The organism is Faecalicatena orotica (assembly GCF_905197545.1).
In the GTDB taxonomy this organism is placed as follows: domain Bacteria; phylum Bacillota; class Clostridia; order Lachnospirales; family Lachnospiraceae; genus Faecalicatena_A; species Faecalicatena_A orotica.
Genome location: NZ_CAJJZH010000008.1, coordinates 61,036 through 84,832 on the forward strand (window position 1 = coordinate 61,036; position 23,797 = coordinate 84,832).

A 23,797-nucleotide genomic window follows, 5' to 3' on the forward strand; every position below is an offset into this window, starting at 1 on the left:
CACTTTCCCATTTCAGTTTCTCTGAACTCTTTTGAAAATACAAACAAGTTGTTTCGAAACGGAGCTCCAGTTAATTGTATAGTACCCCCCACTTTCAGGTAATACAATATATGTTGCGTGAATGCAGTGATTTCCTGCTTTAATTCCATACTTTTCCAGAAAAAGATAACAAAAAAGGCCGACGGACACATTGAGCATATCACATGTCAAGTGTCCACCAGCCTTTTCCTTTTTGAGAAGTTTATGAAGAAAATGTTGTATCTAAAGTTTGTCTTAGTCCCAGAGGTTTCTGTAAATCTGTTTTACGTCTTCCTCGGTAATGTCTTTCTGTGTGTTCTGCGGACTTCCGCTGTCCATAGCATCTTTCGCCATTTTATTGATTACGTTGAAGAACTTTTCTTTTTCAATTCCGTAACCCTCTAATGAAGGGATCTCCAGTTCTCTGCAGATATTTTCTACAGCGCTTAAGAATTTCTGACTTGCCAGTGTATCTGAACAGGTCTCACCTGCAACGTTGATTGCCCTGCCAAGGTCAGCAAACTTAGCCTCTGCCCCGTCCAGTGCGAATGTCAGGCATTCCTTCAAAAGCATTGCATTAGAGATGCCGTGAGGTACATGGAACAGCGCACCGATCGGGCGGCTCATGCCATGAACGACAGTTACAGATGCGTTGTTAAATGCGATTCCTGCTTCTAAAGCTGCAACAGCCATCTGCTCTCTTGCTTCCACGTTGCTTCCTTCGCTGAATGCGATTGGAAGGAATTTGAAAATCTTCTTTACTGCTGATAACGCAAAACTGTCTGACAAAGACTGTGCTTTTCTTGAAGTATATGCTTCAATCGCGTGTGTCAGTGCATCCAGACCTGTAGCAGCCGTAATTTTGGGCGGTGCTGTCATTGTAAACTGCGGGTCGATAATCGCCAATGCAGGCATCAGCACTTTTCCCTTGAGCAGCATTTTGATATCATTTTTTGTATCTGTGATGATCGTAAACTGTGTTGCCTCTGAGCCGGTTCCCGCCGTTGTCGGGATCGCTGCCATGCCGGGGATATTTCCGTCGATAACTTTTCCCATGTAATCAGAAATATTTCCGCCGTTTGCGGCAAGTGCAGCAATCGCCTTCATGGAGTCAATCGGGCTTCCCCCGCCTAACGCTACAAGGAAATCACAGCCTTCTTCCTGATATACTTTCAAACCATTTTCGATCATTGTGTCTGTAGGCTCTCCTGCAATATCAGCGTAAATTGCATAATCAATCCCCTGATTCTTCAGGGCTTCTTCTACTTTTGCCGCATTGCCGAGCTGGATCATAACCTGGTCTGTTACAAGCAGAGCTTTTGTTCCTAATCCTTTTAACTGGCTTTCTGCCAGCGTTAATGCGCCTTCTCCCGTAACGATCTGTCCGGGAACGATAAATTCTCTTGCCATCTTTTATATCCTCCTGTACGAATTATTTTTTAATGATATCTGTTCAAATCAGTATTCCGAACAGTTATCTAAAATTCTGCATCATGCAGCCATGTATATCTTTCATCTTCACATCTGTCCGTCTGCAGCCACGGATTGCCTTCGAGGTGACGAATCATCCAGCATGTGTACATCTGATATCCCGGTGCGACTGCCTGCGGATGCAGTTCTCCTCCCGGGATTGCGGAAAAGCTTCCGTCTGTGCTCTTAAACACCCTGTCTCCTACGAAGCTTGCCCCGAAACCTTCCGGTCTGTCGAACAGGAAGTAATAGGTCTCCGGCTGAGGATGTCTGTGGGGCAGGTAGCCCGACCAGTTTCCGACATCATTGAGCACTTCGCCGAGCACCATGTTGGATGCAGGCTGGATATCATGGTCAAAAATCGTATTGACACGTCTGTTTGCCACGTTGCCGAATTTTCCCTTGCTTGATCCTGCATATGCCCACGGTGCATCCTTTGGCTCATATAATTTTGCCGCAAATGTATTTTCATTCTTTGTACACTGTACAAGAATTTCTGTATCATCCATATCAGACTGTACACTGACTTCTGTCCCCCTGCTTACATGCAGGCACCAGGGGCCTTCTGTAAAGACATTTTTTCTCCCTGCACGCGCTTCGTGTCCTTCCCAGCGGTATACCAAAGACCCCTTTAGAAGAAGCACGGCCATCTCTTCTGCCGCCTTCACAAAACTGCGTGTTTCTCCTGCTTTCATACGATATACACGGATATCCATCAACATTGCCCTGTATTCATTTTCATAGGTTGTTAAAATCTTTTCACCGGACTCATTATATTCCGGATAACCAAATACTTTTTCTTCCATGACAATACTGCCTCCTTTTAGCATTGCAATATATTCTAATACGCTCTTGCTTCTCGTCTGCCTTCCATTACACCCTCGCATGCTTCTCTGACACTTTCCTTTTCAGATGTAGTAGCAATTCCTACATTCCACCATGAATTGTATCCGTCTGTCATCGTCTTCGGAATTACCTTCAGGTCGATCAGCACTGCATTATCCTGGTTCTTCGCATCTCTCAGAGCTGCTTCCAGCTCTTCGATGGTTCTGACCGTATAAGATTTCAGTCCATATCCTTCTGCAATCTTAGCGTAGTCTACAGGAATCAGGTCACCGGTTGGCTTATTGCCTTCCTGATAGCGGAACTCTGTTGCAATACTTCCGATACCGTGGTTCATTTCCAGATTATTAATACAGCCGAATCCACAGTTGTCAAATACAAGAATATTAATTTTCTTTCTCTGCTGCATTGCTGTCATAATCTCACTGTGCAGCATCTGGAAAGAAGAATCTCCTACTACCGTATATACTTCATTATCAGGCTCAGCGATTTTTACACCGAGCGCTGCCGCCACTTCATAACCCATGCAGGAATATCCGTACTCTGCATGATATCCGCCTCTCTTGTCAGTGGTCCAGATTCTCTGCATACAGCTAGGGAGACTTCCGCCTGCTGTGATGATCGTCGCATCCTCATCAATTACTCTGCGGATCGCACACAATGCCGCTGTCTGTGTGATGCGTCCGTCTGTCAGTTTTACAAATTCAGGAATTGTACGTGGGTCTCTTGCCTGAATCATTGGTTCGAAATTTTCTTCCTGATATCTGTAATTTGCAAGACGTTCCATCTCCGCATCCCATTTTGCTTTTTCTGCTTCGATTTCTCCGTTATAAGATGACTGGTAGCCTTTTGCACGCAGCTTTTCTGCAAGCGCTTCTACAGTTGCTTTTGCATCGCCTACTGCTTTTACGGCATCCATCTTATATGCATGGAATCTGGAATTATTAATCGTAACAAATTTGACATCTTCATTCTTATACTGTCTCTTTGAGCCTGTCGTAAAGTCAGACATCCTGCTTCCGATTGCAATGACAACATCTGCTTCCTCTGCAATATCATTTGCCGCCAGAGTCCCTGTCACCCCGATACCGCCAAGGCAGTATGGGTGGCTTGACCTGCAGGCACTCTTTCCGGCCTGGCTCTCGCCAAACGGAATCTTAAATTCTTCACAGAATTTCTCAACCGTCTCGCCTGCCTCTGAGTATTTCACACCGCCGCCTACAACGATCAAAGGCTTCTTCGCTTCTGCGATAATCTCGGCGATATCATTAATCTCTTCCTCAGCCGCTGCCTGTCTTGTAATTCTGTGCACCCTCTTTTTAAAGAAATAATCCGGGTAATCGTAAGACTCACCCTCAACATCCTGGCAAAGCCCAATGCACACTGCCCCTGTCTCTGCCGGGTCCGTCAGGACACGCATTGCATTAATCATTGCTGACATGAGCTGTTCCGGACGAACAATTCTGTCCCAGTACTTGCAGACCGGCTTAAATGCATCATTCGTTGTAACTGCAAGGCTTGAACTCTGCTCTAACTGCTGAAGCACAGGGTCCGGCTGGCGTGATGCAAACGTATCCGCCGGGAACACAAGCAGCGGGATATTATTTACTGTCGCCGTAGCACAGGCCGTTACCATATTTGCAGCTCCAGGTCCTACAGACGAAGCACAGGGAATAATTCTTCTCCTGTTATTCTGCTTCGCAAATGCTGTAGCCACATGGCACATCCCCTGCTCATTTCTCCCCTGGTATACATTCAGCTGTCCCGGATTCGTATCCAGCGCCTCCCCAAGACCTACCGCAATACCATGTCCGAATATCGTAAAGAATCCCTCTACAAACTTCGTCTCCACTCCGTCAAACTCTACATACTGATTATCTAAAAACTTCACCAGTGCCTGTGCAACTGTCATTCTTGTTGTACTTGCCATTATCCTAATCTCCTTTCATATTCAAAGGGGTCAGACCCTTTTGCGCTCCGTTTTCTGAATATTCTCAAAATTCTATCTACACACGTGCGATCATTTCGCCGAATTTTTCTTTTTCTTCTTTGATGAATGCGTGTACTGCATCCGGTCCCGGAAGGGAATCGGAACAGTTGTTACTGCGTACCATCATGGATGCTTCTGCTGATCCGAATTCCAGACAGTCGATGACTTCCCAGCCCTGGTACAATCCATATAAGAAGCCTGAGCCGTATCCGTCGCCGCCGCCAAAACCTTTCCTTGCTTCTACAGGGAATGGCTTGATGCTGTACTTTTCTCCGTCACAGGTATATGCGGTGGAGCCCTTCATTCCATGCTTGATTACTACGATCTTTGCATTGTATGACTGCCATGCTGCAGCGGATTCCTCGTCACTGCGTCCCGGCTGGATCAGTGCTTCTGTCAGGTCGAATTCTTCTCTTGATCCCATGATGATGTCAGACTCTTTTGCTACGATGGAATAGTAGATTGAAATCTCGTCAGCATTTTTCCAGTTATATTCCCTGTAATCAATATCAAAGATAATCTTTGTATCATTTTTCTTAGCCAGCATTACCGCTTTAATCGCTGCTTCTCTGGACGGGCTTTCTGCCAGTGCCGTTCCTGAGATCAGGATGGCCTTTGCACTCTTTATGTAATCTTCGTCGATATCATCTACAGAAAGCTGAAGGTCTGCTATGCAGTTGCGGTACATCAGGATGCTGCTTTCCTTTGGTGAAAGCATTTCGGTAAATGTAAGCCCAAGCTTTTCGCCGTTTACACATCTTGTAATATGTGAGGTATCGATCCCCGCTTTGTCAAAATACTCTGTAACAAAATCGCCGAACTGGTCGTCAGAAACTTTTCCGATAAATCCGGCTTTCATACCGTGTCTTGTAACACCCACAGCAATATTCGCAGGAGAACCGCCCACGTACTTTTCAAACATATGTACATCCTTCAGCGGTTTGAATTCTTCTTTCACCTGTTCGTTATATGCAGGGTTAAAATCAATTGCAACTCTTCCCAGAAGAATCAGGTCTAACGGTCTTGTTTCATCAAATGTTACATACTTCATAACTTTCACCTCATCATAATTTTCTTGAATCGTCAAAGCGGATATTCGTTGTCCTCTTTGCTAAATGTTTCCGTGCAGCTTGCCGTGTGTCTGTAATGCATATGCTCCGTCTCAATGCGTGCTTTATTTTCTTTTCTTTGTGCTTTTATAATATCACGCACGCACTATGCGTGCAAGCACTTTTGTTGTTTTTCCTGCTTTTCTACATATTTACCAAAATTCACCGTCGTATTTTTAGCAATTTCACTATTCTTTCAACACACATATTAGGTGTGTGCTTTTGTGTGCTTTATTTTTCTTTGTAATATCATGCACATTTTATGAGTGCATTATTCTTTTCTGCACACTTTGTACGCAAAATGTACTATAATATAATTAAAAGATGTCAGGATTTCGGGAGCACGAAATGCGGCGAATTCCATAGGCATCAAGGAGCAGGAAACCTTTTGAATTTCCCGGACAGGAGTTTTCAGAATATGTTTAAAAAATTAGATTTTCAGAAAAAAATATTTATCAGCTTTTCACTCATCATTTTGCTTATACTGTTCTCCAGCGCATATATTTTTGTGAACTACAATACATCCCTGCTCAAAGAAAATGTGGAGACTTCCAGCATGGATTCCCTGATTTCCATACAGAACCAACTGGATGACGACCTCATGGGAATGGACCAGATGCTCAAAGCTACTCATGCTTCCTCTGATTTTAAGGACCTTGCATTCTCCATACCGGAATCCCCGCTAAATTATTTTTCCCAGCATGCCTTTGAGACCGATACGGCACACTCCATCCTCGTCTCTTACCTGACAACCCGGGACAAGTATTCAACTTTCGTATATGTAAGCCAGTATTATGACGCCTTACGCATCAGTAATTCCAGCTACCGGACAAACATTCTGTCAAAGGAAAGTATTTCTGCGCTCCCCCAGGTAAAAGAGGGTCTTACCACTTCTCAATACCAGCTGTATTACCCGCCCCACATAGATGCCTGGTCTACACAGGATTATGTGTATTCCGTAGTCCGTCCAATCCGGGATACCTTCCATACATATGGGATTCTGGAGTATCAGAAAAGTGTTTCCGACTTAGATAAGCTGGTGGAAAATGCCGCAATTACGGATATCCGCCAATTTTCTATTATCGGTGAAAATACTTATACCTATTACCAGTATGATTCCTCCTCGGATTATTACACCTCCGTACCGGGCCTGATGCAGAAAATCACTTCCAGCGATAAGGGAATGTATTACCTGGATGACACCACCCTGCTGTGTTTCGTCCGCTCCCCGCTGACAGGCTGGATACTCGCTATTGAGCGTGACATTGACCCCCTTTTATCTAATATCAGACAGTTTGCATTCATCATATTTATCTCATATTTTATGGCCCTTTGCCTGCTCCTTTTGTTTTTATATATCATGACACGCAACCTGACACGGCCGCTGCGTGCACTGAAAGACGATCTTTCTGTACTGGAAATGGATCAGGATATTCAGCTTCCCAAGTCATCCGGAAATGACGAAGTGACAATCCTTACCGTGGCCATTGAAGAAACACTAAATAAACTCAGACTACAGAACAGCCAGTTGATCAACACGCGGAAGCGGGCGCTGCAGGCACATTTTGAGGCGATGGAAGCCCAGCTCAATCCCCATTTCCTTTACAATACCCTGTCCGTAATCGGAGCCTTCGGCATGGAGACCGGCAGCCGCACCGTACCTAAAATGTGCACCGAACTTTCTAATTTACTGCGCTATTCCATCAGTTATACACACAAAAATGTTTTCCTGAAAAATGAACTCGAAAACGTCAAAAGTTATCTGTTTATTATGAAAATCCGATACGAACACATGCTGGATTACTCCTGGGATATTGATGAGTCAGTCCTGGATATCCAGGTACCCAAGCTGATCCTGCAGCCTATTATCGAGAACTGCTTCCAGCATGGATTCGCTGACATCCCTCCGGTATGGCGTATCCATATCAGACTCGGGCAGAAGGACGGAAACTGGTATGCCGCGGTTACCAACAACGGGACACCGTTTGCAGAAACAAAAATAAAGCAGTTAAAGGAACGTCTGCAGTACTTTAAAGAACATGTAGAAGAATCCTCCGACACCGAGTTCAGCAAAGAAAAGATGGGATTCGGCCTCGAGAATACAGTGCTCCGCCTGTATATTTACTATCAGGGCAGAGAAACATTCCAGATTTATGAAACAGAAGGAAAAGAAACGACAGTTGAAATTGGAGGTCCATTAAAATGAGTCACAAGATCCAGATCATGCTTGTAGAAGACGAGCCTGCTATTTTGAGAGGCCTGTCCGCCAATATTACGCAGTGCTCGAAAGATTATGAAATTATCGGAACCGCTTACAACGGAATCGACGCCCTCGAGGCAATCCGCACGCAAAAACCGGATATCGTAATTACGGATATCCGCATGCCTATGATGGACGGCCTTGACCTGATCGAAGCCGCCCGGGAATTCTGCCCGGACACTTATTTTGTCATTCTGACCGGTTATGCAGAATTCGAATATGCCAAACGCGCCATGAAACTCCAGGTCGTCGACTATCTGCTGAAGCCCGTAGATCCGGATGCTCTGGAAGAACTGCTCGGCAGGCTCGAAGAGAAGCTCCTGCAAAATTCAGAAAAGGATATCCGCAATTACCTTACACAGAATCTTTCCCGCGACTCGGAACATACAGTTGACTATAACCCTCTGGAAGGCAGTACCCTTTACTTTCTCTTTGCATTTTACGGCACCGTTGCCAGCGGCATGTATATCGAGCTTGCAACCGGAAGCCTGATTGCGCGGGACAGTGACTACAGCTTTCTGGATGGCATATCCGAATCCTGCAGGATGCGCATCATGGCTCTTAGGGGAAACTATCTGAACGAAACTGTTTTTGCCATACTGACAGACTCCGATTCCCCGGTATCAGCAAAAGAAGTAGAGGAAGCTGCACGCAGAATACATAAACAGCTTTTTTCGGAAGAGGTATTCGTCAGCTGTATTCTCTCAAATCCCATATATGAAGGACTGGATATCCCATCCCATGTGCGCAGCTGTTACCTCTGCGCTGCATCGCATATTATATTTGGCCAGAGCCGTTTCTTCTGCCAAAATGAAAAGGCACCGGTTGAATCCGGATATATAGAAAATATGACGGTTACGGAGGAAACAAAGGAACTTCTCAAAATGCTGAAACCTGCCATGACGCCGGCTGACATTGAAACGCTCTGCCAGGGGCTCACCGGCATCTGGTCAGAAAAGGATGCCACCCAGCTTCAGATCCAGACTGACCTGCGGTATGCACTCAATACAGCCGCAAGAAAATCTGATTCCGGACATGAAATAAGCACGGACCCGGCCGAACTGCTCGCGTCCTCATCCTCCTACGAAGAACTCTGCCAGAACCTCAAACTGGAGTTCACCAAGCTCTGTACAGGACACAGCAAGGCAGCAGATAAGGTGCCACACACGCAGGCCCTTGCATGGAAGGTCCGCGATTATCTGGATCAGAATTATACCTGTACAGTCACATATAAAAATTTTACAGAAATATTCGGATACAACGAGAAATATATCAGTTATATCTTCAAAGAGGAATTTTCTATTTCCCCGAGCAAATACATCCTGAAACTAAGAATGACTGCTGCCAAAAACCTGATGCGTCAGCATCCTGATATGCTCCTTAAAGATGTGGCGGAAGCGGTTGGATACGATGACCAGCTGTATTTCAGCAGGGTGTTTAAAAATAGTGAGGGAATGTCGCCGAAAGCTTATCAGAAACTGGAGGGAGAGAAAAAATAGACGTTTGTTTGCGAAAATAGAACTGTTCTAACCTGTAAAGCCCGCCATAACCAGCGGGCTTTATGATAAATTTTTTAAAGAGCCAATTTTTACTCCCCTCCCGGAATCCGAACCCCGGCCATCCTGAATCCTGACTCATTTTTCAATATGTTCAGGTATACGCCTTCCTGCTCCGTCCTGTATGTAAGCTCTACGTTTGCATCAAGAGATATGACACCCTCCGGCGCTTTTGCACCCTTGATAAAGATTTCCTGCGGCAGCTTTTCCTTCACATCCGCGAATACAAAAAGGTCATCCTCTTTTCTTGTGTAGAAGAGGTCCACATCTTCGTGCAGCTCGTTCTCCCGTTTGCTGCATCTCGTTCCATAAATTCCTTTACCGTTTACTTTGAGCCATTTTCCGATTTGTTTCAGACGTTTTACCTGCTCCTGAGGGATTGTCCCGTCCGCTTTCGGTCCGATATTAATCAGCAGGTTCCCGTTGTTGGAAACAGTTTCTACAAGGAGCCTGATAAAATCCGGAACAGAAATGATCTTGTCATCGCCTTCCTCTGCATTATATCCAAAGGATAGTCCCATACCCCTGCACATCTCCCATTTTTCATCCCGCGTGGATTCTCCGTATTTATATTCTTTTGTCGTATAGTCGTGGTATAATCCATTGAACCGGTCATTGACCACTCCCTCCTCCACAGTATTGTAATAATGGGAAAGCAGCCCGGGAAGCGCATTCACGCCCTGCCGCGGCCAGCCGATATCATTCCAGAATACTGACGGTTCGTACCGGTCTATGAGTTCCTTACTCTGCATGTAGGCATAATCTGCATATGCCGCGGTCGGGCAGGCATTGTCAAAATTGTCTTCTTCCCGGTAAATGGGATCGTTGGCAAAACGCCAGTCGATGATTCCGGAATAATAGGTTCCCATCCTCATCCCCTGATTTCTGACCGCCCTGGTCAGTTCTCCGGTAATATCCCGTTTGGGTCCTCTTTTCATGGAATTGTAGTCTGTATACTCACTCGGGAAAAGGCAGAATCCGTCATGGTGTTTTGTGACCAGAACAACATAGCCCGCCCCGGCCTCTTTAAAAAGCTCCGCCCATTCATCGGGATTCCATTTCTCGGCTTTCCACATGTCTGCAAAGTTTTCATAGGCAAAATCTTCCCCATATACTTTTTTATGGTGTTCATAACTCGGTCCCTGCCCCACATTTACGGAATTATAATACCACTCTGCATAAGGGTTGTTACAGAACCATGTTTCATCCCCCGGCACCTCGCCTAGTTCCCATGTTCTGGGTGCATATGCCGGGACGGAATACAGTCCCCAGTGAATAAATATTCCAAATTTGCAGTCATCATACCAGTCCGGCACCTCATGGGTGCGTACAGAATCCCATGTTCCAGAATAATGTTTTTTCATCGTCTCCTCCTAACCTTTCACGGCTCCCGCAGTCATTCCTGCAATAATATATTTTTGTGCAAAAATGTAAACCAATATAACCGGTATGGATATCAGTACCATATCTGCACACACCAGATTCCAGCTTCTGCTGTACTGTCCGTAAAAATTGTAGACAGACAGAGGCAGTGTCCATTTATCGGATGAATTTAACAGATACATTGGTATCTGCAGTTCATTCCAGATCCACATAAAGTTCAGCACCGACGTGGTAGCCAGCACCGGCTTCAAAAGAGGAAAGATTACAAGTGCGAACAGTTTCCCACCTTTTGCCCCGTCCATGACGGCCGCTTCATCCAGTTCCCTTGGAATGCCTTTGATAAAACTTGTGAAAAGCATGGTGGAAAACGGAATATATAATGCACTGTAAACACAGATCAGTCCCAGTCTTCCTCCGTACAGTCCCAGCCGTTTCAGGAGCTCAATCGTCGGGAGGGCCGCAAACGGCGCTATAATTCCAAATGTCATAAAACGGTAGATGAACCGGCATGGCTTCGTATTTCTTCTTACAACAACATAGCTAAGCATCGAGGTCAGCAGAATTACGATTAAAACCGCTGATATCGTGATTACACAACTGTTTACAAGGGACCGGAGTACACTCCCCTGTTCCCAGACAGTTTTATAGTTTTCAAACATCCATACCTTCGGCAGAGATATGTTCAGATAACTCGCCTCACCTTTTGTTTTAAATGATGTGAAAACAACCATAAGGATGGGGTAGATAATCAGTATACTCAGAACCCAAAGCACAACTTCCAGAATGACATTTGTCGTCTTTGTCTTTTTACTCATTCTGCATTCTCCCACCTTTCACTGAATTTCTGATAAGCAACTGCTACAATTACAAGGATCACCGTAAACACAAGGTTGATTGCAACAGACTGTGCGTACCGCCCCGTTGCCATCTCGTTCATCATCAGCGTTCCAAATGTCTCCGTATCATGCCCCGGGCCGCCGCCTGTCATAACATATACAAGGTCGAACATCTTCAGTCCATAAATCAAACTAAATAAAATGTTTACATTTACGGTCGGCATAATCAGGGGAAGCGTAATATTCTTAAACAGGGCCCACCCGGAGGCCCCGTCAATCTTTGCCGCCTCAATATACTCCGGTGAAACAGACTGCAGACCTGCCAGTGTGATTACAATTGCGTACCCAAGATTTCTCCATATCTCTGCAATAGAAATCGCGAATACAGCCGTCCACCTGCTGCCCAGCCACTGGATCTTGCCTGCCCCGAACATCTGTACCAGCAGATTAATCGTACCGTTCCTTGTCTGAAAAAGCGCGCTAAAAATCAAGCCTACAACAAGTGCGGAAAAAATGGCAGGAATAAAATATACAGTTCTGATTGCATTTCTCGTTTTCAACTGCCTGTTCAATATCAGGGCGAAAACAAATCCAAGTACTGTAACAATGATTGTTTTGGCGCCTGCAAAAATCAGCGTATTTACCAGTGCAACCGGCACCGTCCTGTCGCTGAAAACCTCAATGATATTTTTCAATCCCACGAAACTCACATCATGCACATATGAATTCCAGTCTGTAAATGCATATGCATATCCGATTGTAGACGGAAGCACAAAGAAAATAACAAATACTATCACCGGAATGATCATCATATAGCGCGGATATATTTTTTTTGTATCCATAGACTCTCCCTTCCTTTCATCAGAAGCAGTGATTCAAAAAAACGCGAACACCTGCCGTCCGGGGACAAAAAGAGCCTGCCTGTTTCTGGCTGACAGGCAGGCACTTTTTCCTTCCTACTTGAATCCTTCTACGTTCTGTGATGTTGCTACTTTTATTCTCTCATCATCCATCAGTTTCAGGCACTCTTTCACGTCTATATTTCCAACCAGAAGCTCCTGAATACATTTTCCGCCGTCGTTTTGTGAGAATCCGATAATCTCAGGATTTGCAATAGACGGATTACCTACTTTTGCAATACTCTCTTCTGCTCCCTGATACTGGGAAGAAAGCTTATTCGTTGTCATTCCTTTGAACGTCGGTGTCGTTGCAATGCCGTCAAACGCCTCATTATAATTTTCCGGGTCTGCACAGAAGTTCACAAATTCTGTTGCCGTATCTACCTTATCCCCATTCTTATTAACGAGTAAAAGTGAGTTATTTCCGCCTTCATAGGTTCCTTCCTCTGCCGTTCCCATGAAAATCGGCATCAGACCGAAGTCATCACTTGTATAGTCATAGGATTCGCTGTCATAATCTGTATCAAACCATGTATCCCAGCAGAAAATCATTGCTGCTTCGCCTGTTCCGAGCACTTCACTGCTGTAATCCCATGTATCTGTAGAATAATCCTTCCCAAAATATCCTTTTTCAGCACTTGTCTTGTACCACTCAAGAAGACTTGTCATTTCCGGAATATCAGAATACGTTGTCTGATTGCTGTTGATCTTCTCCAGAAGATCTCCATCCTTAAAGATGGGGTCCATTCCAAACTGGTACAAAAGCGGCCATGAATCTGCTGCTGCCATGTAAATCGGCTGGATTCCGGCATCCAGAAGCTTCTGGCATACCTCGTCGAATTCGGCCTGTGTCGTCGGCACCTTTAAGCCCTGTTCCTCAAAAATCTTCTTGTTATAAAAGCATCCTGATACAGATGACTCCCAGAATGGAAGTCCGTACACTACACCATCCCTCATCGTCTGTGCCTTTGAAGTGTCTGCAATATCATCCACCCATTTGGCATCCGTAAAATCCACAAAATTCTCTGCCGGATTGTAGGCATCCAGACTGTAGCCGCCGAAATGCATCAGGATATCCGGGATATCTCCGGTCTGGAATTTTGTCAGGCAGACACTCTCGAAATTACTTGCATCCAGACCCTGAACGTCAATCTTATTTCCGGTCTTCTCTTCATAAAGCTGGAAGATTTTCTTCATATATGGTTTCGCAGCATCATCTGCATTCCCATATAATGTAAGAGTCACTCCCCCGTCTGATTTACCATCTGTTTTCTTGCTCTCCTTTTTCGCATCTCCCGATCCGCCTGAACACGCGGAAAGCATCCCTGCTGCCAGGGCCGTTGAAATCAGCAGCGCCGCAATCTTTTTTCCTCTCTTTTTCATAAAACTTTCTCCTCCTTTCGTTTATGTCCTCATTATATCTGATGAAGCAATGAATAAGAATGGGAAAAAAGAAGAGAAAATATGGACAAAATGCATATATGGTAAACAGTAACGGTTAATATGCTGCCCGGACAAAAAAGGCACCGGCCAAAGCGCCGATGCCTTTTTCATCTATGAAACGTTATATTTCGTCTTTATAATAATATCCGTATAAAGAAATTCTTCCGCCGGCTCCTGCCCCTTCTGCAGTATATCCGCCAGTACAAACAGGGAACGGTACCCTTGTGTATACCCATTCTGGTCAATCAGAAAATCCGCCACATTATCATGAAGCGCCTTTACATTCTTCGGTGTCAGGTCATATATGATTACAAACGGCCGTTTCCTTTCCGGAAGCTTTTCAAAAGCATTGCGTATTCCAGCCTGCCCGCCTGATACAACAACGATGCCTGACAAATCCGGAAACACTTCCAGCGTGTTCGTAATAATCCTTTCCACTTCCGCCGTCTCGTCAAAACTGCTCTGGACCCCGACAAGCTCCATCTCCGGAAAAGAGGTCTTTATCTCTTCTACAAATCCATCCACACGCATACTGTTGACACTGTTCCCAAAGTATCCGGTAATTACAAGTACCTTGCCTTTTCCGCCAGTCATGACCCCCATGAGCCCTGCTGCCGTACGCCCGCTCTTTTTGTTGTCCAGCCCGACAAAACAGCTCCTCTTTGTACCCACAATATCTGAATTGAATGTAACGACAGGAATGTTCAGGTCTTCCACCAGATGGTTGATCCGCTCCCTGACCGCATTACATTCCACCGGCATGACTGCAATTCCCGAAACGCCCTGGGCAGCCAGCTTTTCCATCGCCTTCAGCTGCTCATTCTCGTCCACTGTCATGCATTCCTCCAGAATCAGTTCCACATCCCTGTCAGCCAGTTCCCTGCGTGCATCCTCGATGCCCTTCTTCACCTGAATCATAAAAGAAGCCTTCGACAGCTGGGTCACAACCCCGATCTTAATATGCTGTTTATCTTTCTCATTCCTTTTACGCTTCGGTATATAGCCAAGTTCCTTTGCAATATCCTGAATATGCCTCGCCACCTCCGGATTAATCCGCCCCCGGTTATTCAAAGCCCGGTCGACCGTCCCCCTGGACACTCCTGCAGCCTCCGCTATATCCTGTATCGTCACTGCCATAATACGCTCACCATTCCTTCCGCCCGTCATGCACGCGCTTTTTCACGCTATCCACGCAATACGCACGCATCTTTCGTTCATTATAATATATTGGACGGCATTTGACAAGTAAAATCAGAAATTAGCCAGCTTGCTTCCGGTAGTCCGCCGGGCTCATCCCCGTCTGTTTTTTAAATGCTTTTGAGAAGTAATGATAATCATTCATCCCCGATAATACAGCCACATCTTTAATCTTTTCATTCGTATTGCAAAGCAGGTCCTTCGCGCACTCCATGCGCAGGTCCATCAGGTAATTGGAGAAACCGATCCCCATTTCCTGTTTGAACAGATAACTCAGATAAGCCGGGTTTACATTTGCTGCCTCAGCCGCATCTGTCAGCCCGATCTGTCCGCGGTAGTGTTCATGCAGAAAATCGACCACTTTGCGGATTACAGGCCCCGCAGTTTCCGGAATTTCCTTTTTTCTGGAGCTTAACAGCTTCTTGCGGTACTCCTCACAGTATTCTGTAAGCTGCCCGATCTTAATAATGTTTCCATATGCCTCTGGAGCACGTTCTATGGAGACTTTCTGATCCAGTTCTTTCAGCCAGTGAATGACAAGCCTGCTCTCTGTATGGCACCTCTCAAACGCCTCTGCCGCCTTCTTAAATGCCTTCTCCATATCATCCGCCCTGTGTGTATCTATATAGGAAGTCATCTCCCTTGAAAGTTCCAGAGCTTCTTGCGGGAGTTCGCGGCCAATCAGGGGGGCACCGTCATAATACAGAATGTTGCTGTTCTCATAAAAATACAGCTTTGTAATCTCTCTCACCTGCTGGTACGCCTGCCGGATGCCCTCTTCGCCGAAACAGATTCCACTCACACCCACGGCAAATGTATATGGTTCCTCTTTACTGCACCGGCAGCATGCCGTTGCCACACTGGTCAGGCGCTGCCTCATCAGGCTGTCCCTGCGCATTTGTGACAGGTCGAGAAAACAGCAGAAGACGCCCTCGCCCAAATACACTTCTTCCACAAATTCCTTTTCCCCGCCCAGCAGTTCAGATAAACAGCCAAACAGCTTCTGGAGAAGATGCTGGCTGTACTGCTCCAATTCAAGCGGCGGGCAGTTGGCCTTGATTCCGCCAAACCCGGGCATAAAAAGACTCACCACTGCACTGTTCGTAAATTTCCCGGATACACCGGCCTCGATTCTTCTATTTTCCCGCTCCTTTGGGGATAAAGAACCAGACAGAAGCCCGTTAAAATAATGATACTTAAGGGAGTGCCGCCCCATCTGTGCAAGCTTCTTCGTCTCGTCAACCTCTTTCTGCCGGGACTGGATGCCCGCAAGCTGGGGCTTCGTCTTCTCCAGCATCTCATAGAGGCTGTCTTCATTCAATGAGTTTTTCAGGACATACTCATTCGCACCAAGCTTCATTGCCTCTTTCACATACTCAAAATCATCATGACAGCTCAGTACGATAATATAGATTCCCGGATTATCCAGCCGTACACGCCGGATCAGCTCTATCCCGTCCATGAGGGGCATAGATATATCCGTCACTACGAGGTCGGGGTGCTCCTTCTCAATCACTTCCAAAGCTTCTTCCCCGTCACGCAGATCTGCAATAATCTCATATCCGGACCGCTGCCAGGAATCCAACTGCTTCAGATAGCTCCTGACCAGAAAATCATCATCTACTATGACCGTCCTATACATCTAAAGCGCCTCCTATGTACCAAACTTCATGGTTACTAAAGCAGCCGGTTCTTCCCGGCTGCTGCTATACCTGATATTATACAGAAACTTTTTTCCGCCGTAAAGCAGACATTTTCTATACCAGGGGCTTTTTACAATTAAAGACATCAATATGGTGCTTTACATTCTGGTAAACGCCCTCTACCATCGCCTCATTCAGAGAGAAGTAGTTATGTACACCTGCCCCTCCTATGTATTCCTCTGCTTTTTTCACCAGAGAGTTGAAACTTGCGGTTGCAATATTTACCTTGCGGATTCCAAGTGATATCGCCTTCCTGAAGTCTTCGTCCGTGATGCCGCTGCCTCCGTGGAGTACAAGCGGGACATCCACTGTTTGATGAATCTCCTCCAGAACATCGAATGCAAGCTTTGGAGCCACCGGATAATTTCCGTGTGCATTTCCGATTGCAACAGCCAGTGCATCCACACCGCTTCTTTCGCAGAAAACTTTCGCATCCTGCGGGTTCGTACAGCGGATTCCATGATTTTCCGAACCGTCCTCACTTCCGCCAACCAGTCCCAGCTCAGCTTCCACTGTCGCACCATACTCGTCTGCCAGACGTTTTGCAGCTATCGTCCTTGAAATATTTTCTTCAAACGGGAGTGTTGAACCGTCAAACATTACAGAAGTAAAACCAAGCTCAAGAGCCTTCTTTAAAGTTTCCAATGTCTGCCCGTGGTCCAGATGCACTGCCACATCCACCTTTGCTTCTCTTGCCGCCTGCACCATCATAGGCCCCATCATTGCCAGTGGTGAATGTTTCAGCCTGACTTCCGCAATCTGCAGTATGATCGGGGTATCCAGCTCCTCTGCTGCCTGTATTGCGCCTTTAACCATTTCCATATTACCTACACTGAACGCGCCGCACCCTCTGTTTTCCTTTGCCGCCTGAATAAGCAGATCCTTCATTTTTACAATTGACATATCGTCTCCTCCTTTTCTACCTGAATCTCTTCCTGTTTGACTACTGCATCTTTAGAATCTTTTTTTAATTCTCTTTCCAGTAAAATAATAAATATAAATGCTGCCGCTGCGAATGCCACACCGATCTTAAAGACCAGGTTCATATCATATCCTGCATTCGTCACAGCCCCCGAAATTGCCGGGGCACCAAGGCTTGCCGCTACGATTCCCGACATGACGATCCCATAATTTTCTCCTGAATACTTCAGTCCGAATATCGAACTTGTCAGTGACGGGAAACTTCCCATAATTCCGCCGTAGCATCCATACATCAGGATAATCGCGATGGTGGTCACATAGGACCTTGACACAACAAGTGTTATCATGGCAATCATCGTAACTACCGTAACACCCATCACACACTTCGTACGGCCCGTTTTATCAGAGATCGTAGGAAGCAGGAGCCTGACTGCCGCATTTACTACAGACCCGAACATGACTGCACTGGCCGCAACTGCCGCGCTGATTCCCCGCTCAGACTGAATGATCTGTGAAACCGGAGAAACCATAAAGTATGACATCAGCCCGCAGAGCATGGTAGCTACCAGAAAATAAAACTTCTTCGTACGGATCATTTCACCCGCGGTATACTGGTGCTGCTCCTTGCCGGAGCTCTGTATCTGGGCCTGCGATGCAGAGAGCATCAGTTTATCACCCAGTTCTTTATCCGGGTTTTTAATAAAAATGACTCCGAATATCCAGGAAGCCGCGATGGCGGAACCGATCACAAGAAATGTGAATTTCGGCCCTCCCGCCGCCAGAAGCGTCCTGCTCAAAGGCGCCAGAAAAAATCCGCACAGACCATTGGCTGTCACGATAATCCCTGAGGCAAACCCGATCTTATGGGGAAACCATTTCTGCGCAATAGAAAGAATCGTAGTATAGATCATTCCCTGTCCGAATCCCTGCATAAATCCATAAGTTATATAAATCGGTACCGGTGAAGGCACGATCAGAAATGCAGACAACAGAATTCCCGCGGAAAAGATCCCTCCCCCGATCAGAATCGCTATCTTTGGATTATATCTGTCCTGAATCCGGCCGCCTACAATATTTCCGAAAACAAATGTGACAAGCGCCAGATAAAAACACATCGACGCCTGCCCCTGCGTCCACCCCGCCTGTTCCATCACATAAGGCTGGTAAAGTGACCACACGTGCGGATACCCTGTAAAAAATATGGCAAACGCACCAAAGACCATCATAAGGTTCCTTTTCCTTGTCTGAGTTTTTTCTAACGCCATCCCATTTCTCCTCCCGATTTTTTCCTTAGCTTTTCATTTTCTGAGTATATTTTGGTAATATCTTTATGTTATTTTTATCATATTGTGGTATTTTTGTCAACTCTTTATTACATCTTAATTATATCTCTGCTGTAAACTATCTGATTGCTTGAGTTACGGGATGCCCTTTTGGGTATATTTTAGTTATTTATTCACAATTTAACCAGAATGTACTATAATGTATTCAGATTATCTAACTAAACCGGCTCCCAGAATCATAAGCCGGCCGGTTAACATTCACCAGACGGATAAACAAAGGAGAAAGTATGGAAAAAGATGTTTGTAAAAGGGGTGTTCGGATTGCAGCTTTATTAATGAGCTGTCTGCTTGCTGTTATTCCGGTATCTGCATCCAGTTCTGAAGTAGACAGGGAATCTCCCTATACAGGAGATGTTATTGTTGCTGTCAATGTAAATGCAGAGATTGACGATGATAATAAATTTTATGATTCGCTGGAATCCACAGGACTTGAAAGCATATGGGATTCAGCAGGAACAATGAGCCGCTCACCAGACCAGTTGGAGGAATCAAAAGGAACCCGGTGTGGTATGCAGGCCATTCTGGAAGAAAACAGAATGGACATGCCAATACTGGAAGAATTACCCCAAATACCTTCCGTATTCAGTGATTCTTCTTACAAGGAAGGCGACGAAAAGGAGATACTAACAGCATACCATAGAGATACACTGACAGATAACAAATTCACCGCTGCAGTCATTGCCACAGGGAACACCTGTACCATCTGGGCCGATAAGAATTATGCGGAGCAGTTGGTATCTGAAGAAGGTGATAAGATCCAGGCGCTTGTACAGGAGATCGATGACCGTATAGCACCTGTGCTTCTTGAGAATTTTGGGGATTCGCTTGGGTTCGATGTAGATCATGACAGGAAGACCGCCTTTGTCATCTACCCTTTTAAAGAAGATGATCTATGTGGCTTTTTCGACCCGATGGATGTCTTATCTGGTCTGGGCGGGGAGTATGAAGAGTATAGAGATTCCGGATGCCAGATGGATATACTGCACATTAATCAGACATTTCTTGGAACAGATATTCTGTATCCCACCATTGCACATGAAAACCAGCATTTGATTAATTACGCCCAGACCCTGGGATATTCGGACACATGGCTGAATGAGGTATTTTCTGAAAATGCCCAGGCTCTGGCAGGTTATGGCAATGATGAGGCCTCCCCTGAGGCAAATCAGGCAATCCATTCCATCAATGCAAGCGGGTATGCCTATCCCTTCGTGTTTACCGGATCCTATGTACCGCCAGTGGCAGACACATACGGACAATGGTATCTGTTTGGCCGTTATCTTGCCGCCCAGACAGAAGGCCTTGACGGTGGAGGCAATAATATATATAAGACGATTTTTAAGGCTGCCAGCGAGGAAGGCAGCGATCACGGAATCTGTAATACAGATTCTCTTATGAAAGCACTCACATTGATCGGCTATGAGGGACCGGATGAATTTGAAAATCTGCTTTTGAATTATCATATGGCGCTTCTCCTCCGGCAGTCAGAAGGTCTGTACAGTATCGCCAAAAATGAGGAGAATCCATCTCTTATTGATGAGATTGAATTAGACCCCATCATCCCCCTCCGGAATAATGAAAGGCTGGATAAGATTCCGGGAGGCGGCTCAGCCTGTTATGTAAGCAGTCCGGGACAAATAGAACCGGCAGGGTATGGAACACATATTCAATATGCAGCGGCAGATCTGGAAGAAGTTATCTCTGATAAAGAACCAGAATATCTGCTGCCGGGAGAGAAGATTACCTTAAGTGCCCGCGGCAGGGATACGGTAATCTATTATACAACAGACGGGGCAGACCCGGCAGACAGTGATTCATCAAGGAATCTGTATGAAGCTCCAATTCCTGCTAGGTCTAATATGGTTCTGAAAGCCTGTGCGTATTATTCCATGTACGATAAATATTCTCCTGCTTATACATGGGAGTACCATGTAAGACCGGCAAAGGTTACCGCCTCCCCGGAAATAACAGATAAGATGCAGCCGCTGCTTGTACAGGAGGGAACCTTTGTAACCCTTTCCTGTGAAACCGAGGGGGCCAGGATTTATTATAGTACAGAAGAAGGAGTTGCAGCCCTGGAAGATATGACCCTTTACACAGCACCCATTCCGATTAACGGAGATACCGTCATCCAGGCAGTAAGCAGGATGGAGGGAGATGCAGAAGTTGAAAGCGGATTGCCCTGTATTTTCCGATACCGCACAGAGACAAAAGACGGAGACCGGTATGAACCGAATAATGACTTTGAACAGGCAGCGTCCTTTAGTTTTCCATCGGTATTAAAGGGAACTCTTCATACGGCAGAAGATGTGGATATGTATACATTTACCCTTGAAAACACCGAGAATCTTAGTCTTACTCTTACCCCGCCGGCATCGGGGAATTATGGCCTGACACTTTTTGACAAGGACAGAAAAGAGATAGGCAGCTCCGAGTTAAAAGGAAACAGCCAGAACATTCGTGTCACAAACGCCAACTCAGGAAAGTATTATGTAAAAGTAAAGAGTCTGGACGACAGCAGTTCAGATCTGGAAAGCTATGAGCTGACTCTAAAACGGGAAATGAAAGCAGAGAATATCAAAAACCTGGATTTATCCGAAATGAGTATGCTCCGGGCACTCAACCAAAAGGGCAGCGAGACCGCCTGGAACCTGGGAGCAAACGGAGGAGGACATTTTCAAATGTCTATGGCTTACTTTTCCAGCTGGGAAGGGCCGCTGTTAGAAGAGGATGACCCATATCCGTCCCAAGGAGTTGATGGAGCTGATCTGGAGAAAGAGTTTCAGGAGACTCTATATCAAAGTACTGCCGAAAAAGCACAGTACCATGTGCAAAATGCATTGTATCTGCCAAATGATACCCGCGAGAATTTTATAGCAAATATAAAGAATGCCCTGTACAGCTACGGCGCTGCAGACATCTACGTTCTATGGTCTTACAGACATGCAACTGATGATAATAAGAACCTGTATGTGGAAAAAATGAGTTCAGAATATGAAGCAGAAGGAGGTGGCCATATTATTACCGTCACCGGCTGGGATGATAATTACAGCCGGGATCATTTCACAGGCAGCAAAAAGATAGCAGAATGTACCGGAGCGGCACCTCCAAAGCCGGAGAATAACGGCGCCTTTATCTGTAAAAATTCCTGGGGAACGGGTGCTAGAACAGGGGAAGACGGTTACTTTTATCTTTCCTATGAGGATGCCTATATGATGAGTAATCTCGCGGCTGTATTTATGGCAGATGAACTGCCGGATGCTTATAACCATCAATATAAAAACGATACAAAAGGCTTTGTAGCCAGCCTTCAAGGCAATTCCCCTCTTGCAGTCAGCGAAGTATTCGAATGCGGGGATAAACCTGAACTTTTAAGGGCTGTTTCTTTCCAGACCGGCCAGACGAACTGCCATTATGAGATCTTTGTAAGAACAGGAAGAGAAACCGGACAAGAGCCTCTGAAGAAGGTGGCGGAAGGAACAAAGAAATATGCAGGGTTTTATACGGAACGCCTGGAGACACCGATACTGATTGAGTCTGGAACCTCTTTTGAAGTGATCATCCGGTTTCAGGGACTTTTGGAGAATAGCGTTTCCATTTGCGTCAGTTCTGATACCGGGGCAGCGGAAGGACAGCAGGTTGAACGGATTGCAGGAAAGGCATACGGCTATGAAGATTTCAAAGAAGGGCTGGATATAGGAATACTGGGATATTATCCTTGTATCCGTGCCTATACTTATGATGTTACGACACCGAACTATCGGGAAACATCCCTGCAGGGTGGACAGGAATCTCCTGTGCAGCCGGAAGAACTCTCTCCCAAGGTAATGAAACTGGTGGAATCAGTAGTTCCATTAATGGAAGAAGATGAGACACCATCCGTATACGGTGCACGTAAGGTAAACATGGGAAATAACAGCAGCGCCCCGGCGCCCGTAACAAATCTGCCGTCAAGATTTGACCTGCGGGAGACAGGCACCATGACTCCGGTGCGCAATCAGGGACAGATTGGATCCTGCTGGACGTTTGCGGCGATTGCCTGTGTGGAAAATAATCTTGCAAGAACTGGAGGAGATGCGGTGGATTACCCGTCAAGCTTAAGTCTTGATAAGAGTGAAATAAATGTATCGCTCGGTGCAGAACAGCCAGAGCAGCCAATTTATCTGAAAGCAGTGCTTGGAGGCGGCCAGAACCCCGCCTCCACGAGGATTAACTGGAAAATAAGCGGTGACGCAGACAGTGTACAAATGAACCAGAGCACCAGCTTAAGCGGTGAAGAGGCTTTCGTACTTAAGGCTGTAAAGCCGGGGATTGTAACCGTTACGGCAGAAAGTGATGCAGATATGACCGTTACCGCAAACTGCCGGGTAATCATTACTGCAAAAGGCGTTGAAACTTTAAAAGTTACACCAGATAACATGACATTAAATATCGGTGAGACAGGACAGATTACTTCTGAAATCACTCCTGCCGATGCTTATGATCAGACAGTATTATATGAAAGCAGTCACCCGGAAATTGCTTATGTGGATAAAAATGGTCTGGTTACTGCCGCCTCTGGCGGAAAAGCTGCTATTACTGTAAGGGCTGGAGAAGAACTGGCGAAAGTAGAGGTAACAGTGAAGGGTAAAGCGGCGGCAGTGCCGGGGGCAGGGACACATTCTGGTACAGCAGCAAAGAAGGACATTGGAACAGGAGATGAAAACAAGATCAGTATGTGGACGCTATTGATGCTTTTCGGTTTATGCGGAATCGTAGGAACATTGGCATTTAGAAAAATACAGACTGGTGTTTTGTAAGAATCAATTTCATTCAAAAGGAGCTTG

General features: G+C 45.8%; 15 protein-coding genes. 3 read left to right on the forward strand and 12 right to left on the reverse strand.

Annotated elements, in window-relative coordinates; genetic code table 11:
* Window positions 1–273 precede the first annotated feature (273 nt).
* The 4 genes from ABIN22_RS16730 to iolC all read right to left on the reverse strand — a co-directional run bounded on the left by ABIN22_RS16730 (window position 274) and on the right by iolC (window position 5,372).
* Window positions 274–1,428, reverse strand: a complete 1,155-nt coding sequence (locus tag ABIN22_RS16730) for an iron-containing alcohol dehydrogenase (RefSeq protein WP_346910055.1) — start codon at window positions 1,426–1,428, stop codon at window positions 274–276.
* Between the two features lie 68 nt (window positions 1,429–1,496).
* The gene (locus ABIN22_RS16735) at window positions 1,497–2,294 is read right to left on the reverse strand and encodes a 5-deoxy-glucuronate isomerase (RefSeq protein WP_346910057.1); all 798 of its coding nucleotides are present in this window, start codon (window positions 2,292–2,294) and stop codon (window positions 1,497–1,499) included.
* Between the two features lie 35 nt (window positions 2,295–2,329).
* Window positions 2,330–4,261, reverse strand: coding sequence for a 3D-(3,5/4)-trihydroxycyclohexane-1,2-dione acylhydrolase (decyclizing) (gene iolD, locus ABIN22_RS16740; protein WP_346910059.1), 1,932 nt, complete (start codon window positions 4,259–4,261; stop codon window positions 2,330–2,332).
* Between the two features lie 76 nt (window positions 4,262–4,337).
* Window positions 4,338–5,372 (reverse strand): 5-dehydro-2-deoxygluconokinase, encoded by a 1,035-nt coding sequence (iolC, locus tag ABIN22_RS16745; RefSeq protein ID WP_109730775.1) that lies wholly within the window; start codon window positions 5,370–5,372, stop codon window positions 4,338–4,340.
* A 476-nt stretch (window positions 5,373–5,848) separates the two neighbouring features.
* On the opposite strand from iolC, the gene ABIN22_RS16750 reads away from it, so the two are divergent.
* The gene (locus ABIN22_RS16750) at window positions 5,849–7,636 is read left to right on the forward strand and encodes a sensor histidine kinase (RefSeq protein ID WP_346910061.1); all 1,788 of its coding nucleotides are present in this window, start codon (window positions 5,849–5,851) and stop codon (window positions 7,634–7,636) included.
* Window positions 7,633–9,189, forward strand: coding sequence for a response regulator (locus ABIN22_RS16755; RefSeq protein WP_346910063.1), 1,557 nt, complete (start codon window positions 7,633–7,635; stop codon window positions 9,187–9,189). Before ABIN22_RS16750 ends, ABIN22_RS16755 begins: the two co-directional genes overlap by 4 nt.
* An 89-nt stretch (window positions 9,190–9,278) precedes the next feature.
* Here ABIN22_RS16755 and ABIN22_RS16760 read toward each other — a convergent pair whose 3' ends face one another.
* From ABIN22_RS16760 to ABIN22_RS16795, 8 genes are all read right to left on the reverse strand, one after another.
* Window positions 9,279–10,610, reverse strand: coding sequence for an alpha-L-fucosidase (locus ABIN22_RS16760; RefSeq protein WP_346910065.1), 1,332 nt, complete (start codon window positions 10,608–10,610; stop codon window positions 9,279–9,281).
* 9 nt (window positions 10,611–10,619) lie between these two features.
* The gene (locus tag ABIN22_RS16765) at window positions 10,620–11,444 is read right to left on the reverse strand and encodes a carbohydrate ABC transporter permease (protein WP_109730787.1); all 825 of its coding nucleotides are present in this window, start codon (window positions 11,442–11,444) and stop codon (window positions 10,620–10,622) included.
* On the reverse strand, window positions 11,441–12,307 hold the full coding sequence (locus ABIN22_RS16770) for a carbohydrate ABC transporter permease (protein WP_118622192.1): 867 nt from the start codon (window positions 12,305–12,307) through the stop codon (window positions 11,441–11,443). Before ABIN22_RS16770 ends, ABIN22_RS16765 begins: the two co-directional genes overlap by 4 nt.
* Window positions 12,308–12,421: 114 nt before the next feature.
* Window positions 12,422–13,747: an ABC transporter substrate-binding protein gene (locus tag ABIN22_RS16775; protein ID WP_109730789.1), complete on the reverse strand. Its 1,326-nt coding sequence runs from the start codon at window positions 13,745–13,747 to the stop codon at window positions 12,422–12,424.
* 171 nt (window positions 13,748–13,918) lie between these two features.
* Window positions 13,919–14,974: a LacI family DNA-binding transcriptional regulator gene (locus ABIN22_RS16780; protein ID WP_346910068.1), complete on the reverse strand. Its 1,056-nt coding sequence runs from the start codon at window positions 14,972–14,974 to the stop codon at window positions 13,919–13,921.
* Between the two features lie 91 nt (window positions 14,975–15,065).
* Entirely contained in the window at window positions 15,066–16,646 is a 1,581-nt protein-coding gene (locus tag ABIN22_RS16785; protein ID WP_109730790.1) for a response regulator transcription factor, read from the reverse strand.
* 115 nt (window positions 16,647–16,761) lie between these two features.
* On the reverse strand, window positions 16,762–17,610 hold the full coding sequence (locus ABIN22_RS16790) for a class II fructose-bisphosphate aldolase (protein ID WP_118622198.1): 849 nt from the start codon (window positions 17,608–17,610) through the stop codon (window positions 16,762–16,764).
* The gene (locus ABIN22_RS16795; protein WP_346910071.1) at window positions 17,598–18,893 is read right to left on the reverse strand and encodes an MFS transporter; all 1,296 of its coding nucleotides are present in this window, start codon (window positions 18,891–18,893) and stop codon (window positions 17,598–17,600) included. Before ABIN22_RS16795 ends, ABIN22_RS16790 begins: the two co-directional genes overlap by 13 nt.
* A gap of 305 nt (window positions 18,894–19,198) precedes the next feature.
* Here ABIN22_RS16795 and ABIN22_RS16800 point away from each other — a divergent pair, with 305 nt between their 5' ends.
* Complete coding sequence (locus tag ABIN22_RS16800; protein ID WP_346910073.1) at window positions 19,199–23,770, forward strand: chitobiase/beta-hexosaminidase C-terminal domain-containing protein; 4,572 nt, start codon at window positions 19,199–19,201, stop codon at window positions 23,768–23,770.
* Window positions 23,771–23,797 lie beyond the last annotated feature (27 nt).